This window comes from uncultured Limnohabitans sp., assembly GCF_937889215.1.
In the GTDB taxonomy this organism is placed as follows: Bacteria; Pseudomonadota; Gammaproteobacteria; order Burkholderiales; family Burkholderiaceae_C; genus Limnohabitans_A.
Window position 1 is genome coordinate 1 of sequence record NZ_CALBEX010000195.1, and the last position, 4510, is coordinate 4510.

6 protein-coding genes are annotated in these 4510 nt (G+C 61.4%); 5 read left to right on the forward strand and 1 reads right to left on the reverse strand.

What is annotated here, in order from left to right; genetic code table 11:
* The first annotated feature begins 359 nt into the window (after positions 1–359).
* The 4 genes from Q0341_RS05030 (at position 360) to Q0341_RS15230 (ending at position 2418) form a co-directional block, all read left to right on the forward strand.
* Positions 360–581, forward strand: a complete 222-nt coding sequence (locus Q0341_RS05030) for a hypothetical protein (protein ID WP_299510976.1) — start codon at positions 360–362, stop codon at positions 579–581.
* Complete coding sequence (locus Q0341_RS05035; RefSeq protein WP_299510978.1) at positions 571–1365, forward strand: HNH endonuclease; 795 nt, start codon at positions 571–573, stop codon at positions 1363–1365. The genes Q0341_RS05030 and Q0341_RS05035 overlap by 11 nt, the downstream gene beginning before the upstream one ends.
* 84 nt (positions 1366–1449) lie before the next feature.
* Positions 1450–2283: a shikimate dehydrogenase gene (gene aroE / locus Q0341_RS05040; protein WP_299510979.1), complete on the forward strand. Its 834-nt coding sequence runs from the start codon at positions 1450–1452 to the stop codon at positions 2281–2283.
* 21 nt (positions 2284–2304) lie between these two features.
* Positions 2305–2418 carry a 4Fe-4S binding protein gene (locus Q0341_RS15230; protein WP_366522671.1) on the forward strand — a complete coding sequence of 38 codons (114 nt, stop codon included), beginning with the start codon at positions 2305–2307 and terminating at the stop codon, positions 2416–2418.
* Positions 2419–2631: 213 nt separating this feature from the next.
* Here the strand turns inward: Q0341_RS15230 and Q0341_RS05045 are convergent, their stop codons facing one another.
* Complete coding sequence (locus Q0341_RS05045) at positions 2632–3663, reverse strand: NAD(P)-dependent oxidoreductase (protein ID WP_299510980.1); 1032 nt, start codon at positions 3661–3663, stop codon at positions 2632–2634.
* 8 nt (positions 3664–3671) lie between these two features.
* Here Q0341_RS05045 and Q0341_RS05050 point away from each other — a divergent pair, with 8 nt between their 5' ends.
* Positions 3672–4376, forward strand: coding sequence for a TetR/AcrR family transcriptional regulator (locus tag Q0341_RS05050; RefSeq protein WP_299510981.1), 705 nt, complete (start codon positions 3672–3674; stop codon positions 4374–4376).
* Positions 4377–4510 lie beyond the last annotated feature (134 nt).

Here is a 4510-nt window from a genome sequence, read left to right on the forward strand (position 1 = left end):
GGCGCTGCCAACGCACTTTGCGCAGACCGCCAACGCCCGCAATGACGTCCCCTGCCAAGGGGTTGCCAGCGATCCATGCGATCAGCAAGTTCCGCTCGGTGTCGGGCAAGACGTCCACCACCATGCGCTGAAATATCGGGGTTTCGATGACAGTGAGCATGTTGAGTGTACGCGATTAGCGTATTTTATTGTAGTGATGGGTATGGGTTTCAAGCGTTGAATGTGAATCATCAGATACATTTATAAGCCTTCTTATAAATCATAAATGTTTCATTTAATTCGGGCGAGGATTTCCTTTGGATGCTTTCAAGATCACGCTGACGCTGGCCAGCCCTTTGGTCGCGTAACAGGGCGGCTACATGACGCTCGACGGACTGCTGGCCGCCCTGAAGTTCGAGGCCACAGGCGACTTGGAGCAGGCGCACAACGACTTGCCCCTGCAGCGCACCCAAGGCGTCTGGCACGCCAGTGCCGCGCATTTGGAGTCGTGGCATGTCGGGCGCGTGGGTTTTGTGGCCAACCTGCGGGCCATGCACGACATGGACATTGACTGCCGAGCAGCGTGGGCACTTGCAGTTTGAAGTGGCCGATTTGGTCGTGGACAGCGAGCCCTGGTGGACCCGCACGGTGCAGACCGTGCGCGACGCCGCGTTGCTGGGGCCTGTGCTGGTGGTCACGCCTAGCCACGCGCTGGCGCAGCGCTTGGGCGAGACTTTGCCTTTTGCCACGGTGCGCCAAAGTGACGAAACCGCCGGGCAGGCGGCCAGCCGAATGGCAGGCTCGCCAGGCGCTGCTGTATTGATCGCCGCTGGCGCATGGGCCGGGCTGGACACGCCTTCGCGTTGGCGGTCGATTGTGATTCCCCGAATCCCCTACGAAGCGCCAGTGGTGTTGGACGGCAAGACAGAAAGCCGTTTTCTGGATACGCGCAACACAGCGGTGCGCCGCATGCGTCAGGTGATCGGCCGGGGCCTGCGCACGCCCGATGCGCAATGCACCATCCACATTCTGGACGGGCGCTTTGTGCACATTGCGGCTTTTGTGCCTCGCCGTTTTGCCACGGCTTGGCAGGGGCGCAAGACCTTTGCCGAAGGGCGGGCGCTGGAAGTGACGCTGACCCGTTACGAGCGCGATCCGTCGGTGCGCAAAAAAGCCTTGGCCCATCATGGCAAGGCCTGCATGGCCTGCGGATTCAAGCCCAAGGTGGACAGCCAGCTCGATGTTCATCATCTCCAACCTGTGTCAGAAGGCGAGCGCCTGACGAGCTTGGACGATGTGGCGGTGCTGTGCGCCAATTGCCACCGTTTGGCACATTCGGAAACCCCGCCTTTGCCCCTGCTCAGTTTGCGTGCGCTGGTGTTGTGAGTCGGCCAGCTGACGTGGGGCAGGGCCTTGTCTGGGCGGCTAAGATCGACTCCCTTGCAATGAAAATTACTCCGGAATTTCCCCATGACAGACCGCTACGCCGTGATCGGCAACCCCATTGTGCAAAGCAAATCACCCTTGATCCACAGCGCTTTTGCGCAGGTCACGGGGCAAGACATCGACTACGGCAAGTTGCTGGGCTCCTTGGGCGAATTTGCTGCCACGGTGGACGCGTTTCGGGCTTCGGGCGGGCGGGGCATGAACGTGACTGCGCCTTTCAAGCTCGACGCTTTTGCCTACGCCACCGACCTGGCCCCCAGCGCGCAGATGGCGGGGGCGGTGAATGCGATGAAGTTCGAGGGTGACAAGGTGTATGCCGAAAACTTTGACGGCGTGGGCCTGGTGCGCGATGTGTTGCACAACCTCGGCTGTCCGCTGCAAGGGCGGCGCGTGTTGATTTTGGGCGCGGGGGGCGCCACACGCGGGGCCTTGCTGCCGCTGTTGGCCGAGCAACCTGCCGAGCTGGTGATCGTCAACCGCACGGTGGTCAAGGCGCAGGAGTTGGCGGCGTTGGCGCAGCAGCACCAGACGGGCAAGGTGCCGGTGCAGGGGCTGGGCTATGCCGACTTGCAGGGACAGGCGTTTGACGTGGTGCTCAACGCCAGCTCGTCCAGCCTCACGGCCGAGTTGCCGCCATTGCCCGCCAGCGTGTTTGCACCCGGCTGCCTGGCCTATGACCTGACCTACGGCAAAGGCCTCACGCCGTTTTTGCAGCTGGCGCAGCAAGCGGGCGTCACGCATCTGGCCGATGGTGTGGGCATGCTGGCTGAGCAGGCGGCCGAGGCCTTTGCATGGTGGCGCGGGGTGCGGCCCGATACGGCGGCGGTGATTGCCAAGCTGACGGTGCCGCTGGTGTGATGCGGCTTGGATGCTGGGGCCATGCTGCTGCCGCACATTGACACCGAGCGTTGTACCGGCTGCAGCCAGTGCGAGCGTCGCTGCCCGTTCGGGGTGATCACCATGCGCAAGACGCAGAGGCTTGGGGCAGATTGAGGATCCGCAACTGCTCAAAGCGCCATGCTGAAATGCCAGGATTGTCGGACCTGAAGGCACCGACCTACGAAGAGGCTGCAAGCCTAAAAATGCCTGACCTGAAGGTGCCGACCTGTCCAAAGATGGATGCCCATGTGGTGTCTCATGCTGGCCGATCTTTTTCCGTAGGTCGCTCCTTCAGTTACGACAGCCATGCGCTTGCGCAGCGACCCATCAGCGTTTGGCCAGCAACGCCACCAACTCGGGCACCAGCGCGTTCGGGTTGCCTTCTTGGCAGGCGGCTTCCAGCGTGTTTTTGACGGCCTGTGCCACCGTGTGGTCGGCCTGCGTGTCGATGGCCATTTGGTTGTAGTAGCTCAGGTCCTTGAGTGCGTTGCTCATGGAAAAGCGCAGGCCCGAGGTGTCGCCCGACAGCAGCGTGGGTTTCAGGCGGTCGAGCGCCGCGCCAAAGCCGCCTCCCTTGCTGAGCACTTCGACAAAGGTGTGGGCATCCACGCCGGCGCGCTGGGCGCAAGCCGCGGCCTCGGCCAGCAGCGTCACGGTGCCCAGCGACACGTAGTTGTGCAAAAGCTTCATGCGGTGGCCTGAGCCAATCGGCCCGGTGTGCACGATGTTTTCTGCAAAGCAGGCCAGGATGGGTTTGCAGGTTTCGAACAGTGCCGCGTCACCGCCCACCAGCAAGTTCAGCCGGCCCTCGGCCGCTTCTTTGGGGGTGCGCGTCATGGGCGAATCTAAAAACCGCCCGCCTTGGGCGATGACCAAGGCCGCGACTTTTTCAGTGGAGGTAGGCACGGCCGTGGAGCAGTCGATGACGATGGTGCCCGGCCGCAGGCCTTTCAGGACGCCGTCGTCTCCCAGCAGCACCGCCTCGACCTGCGGCGTGCCGGTGACGCACAAAATGACCACGTCCGATTGCGCCGCGAGGGCCTGGGGTGTGGCGCAGGTGTGCGCACCCGCCGCCAGCAGCGTGTCCAGCGGTTGGTTGCCCGCGTGTTCCAGGACGGTGAGGTGGTGGCCATGCTTGAGCAAATTGCTCGCGATGCCGTGGCCCATCATGCCAATGCCGATCATGCCGATGTGGGTCATGTGTGCTTTCTGTAAGAGGTGGCTGAGCTGGCCAATATAACGGTCGTTTGCCACGGGCGCAGTCTCAGGCTTGACCGCTGGTGTGGCGTTTTGCGGTGGTGTGCTGCCTGGCGAGCGATCAGCCGACCTATACTTGGCCGAATGAACCAACTGGTACATAAACACCGATGAAAGCCCCAGAAATGCCCGCGCCTCAAGCCACGGCGGCAAACGAAGCCGACACCGGAACCACCGAAGGCAGCGCCAAGGAAACCGGGCGCACCAACGACCCGGCGCGCACCATGGCCGAAATCCTCAAGGTGGCCACCCACGAGTTTGCCGACAAGGGCCTGAGCGGCGCACGCATTGACGCGATTGCGGCGGCCACGCGCACCAGCAAGCGCATGATCTATTACTACTTCGGCAGCAAAGATGGGCTGTACTTGGCGGTGCTGGAGGAGGCGTACCGGCGCATGCGGGCCATTGAGGCCGGCTTGAACCTGGACGATTTGCCCCCCATGCAAGCGCTGCAAAAGTTGGTGGAATTCACGTATGACCACCACCGCGACAACGAAGACTTCATCCGCCTGGTGATGAACGAGAACATCCAGCGCGGCGATTATTTGCGCCAAAGTCAAAGTATCCAGCAGCTCAACAGCCAGGCCATCGAATCGGTGCGCAGCCTTTACGAAAGGGGCTTGGCGCAAGAGGTGTTTCGGCCCGGGCTGACGCCGGTCGACATCCACTCGGCCATTTCGGCCTTCACGTTTTTCAACGTGTCCAACCGCCACACCTTTGGGGTGATTTTTCAGGACAAGGCCAGCGCTGAAAAAGCCCAGACGCTCAAGCGTGAGCATGTGGTGGACATGATCCAGCGCTTCGTGGCCTATTGAATTGAGGCATAACTGATAGACCGCCTTGGCGATCTTGAATCAGGGTAAACGCGTATATTTAAAAAACTAACCAGTTCGTACATTAATGGCTGTTCAGGAGAAATGCATGCTCAACAAGCTGATGGGGCACTACT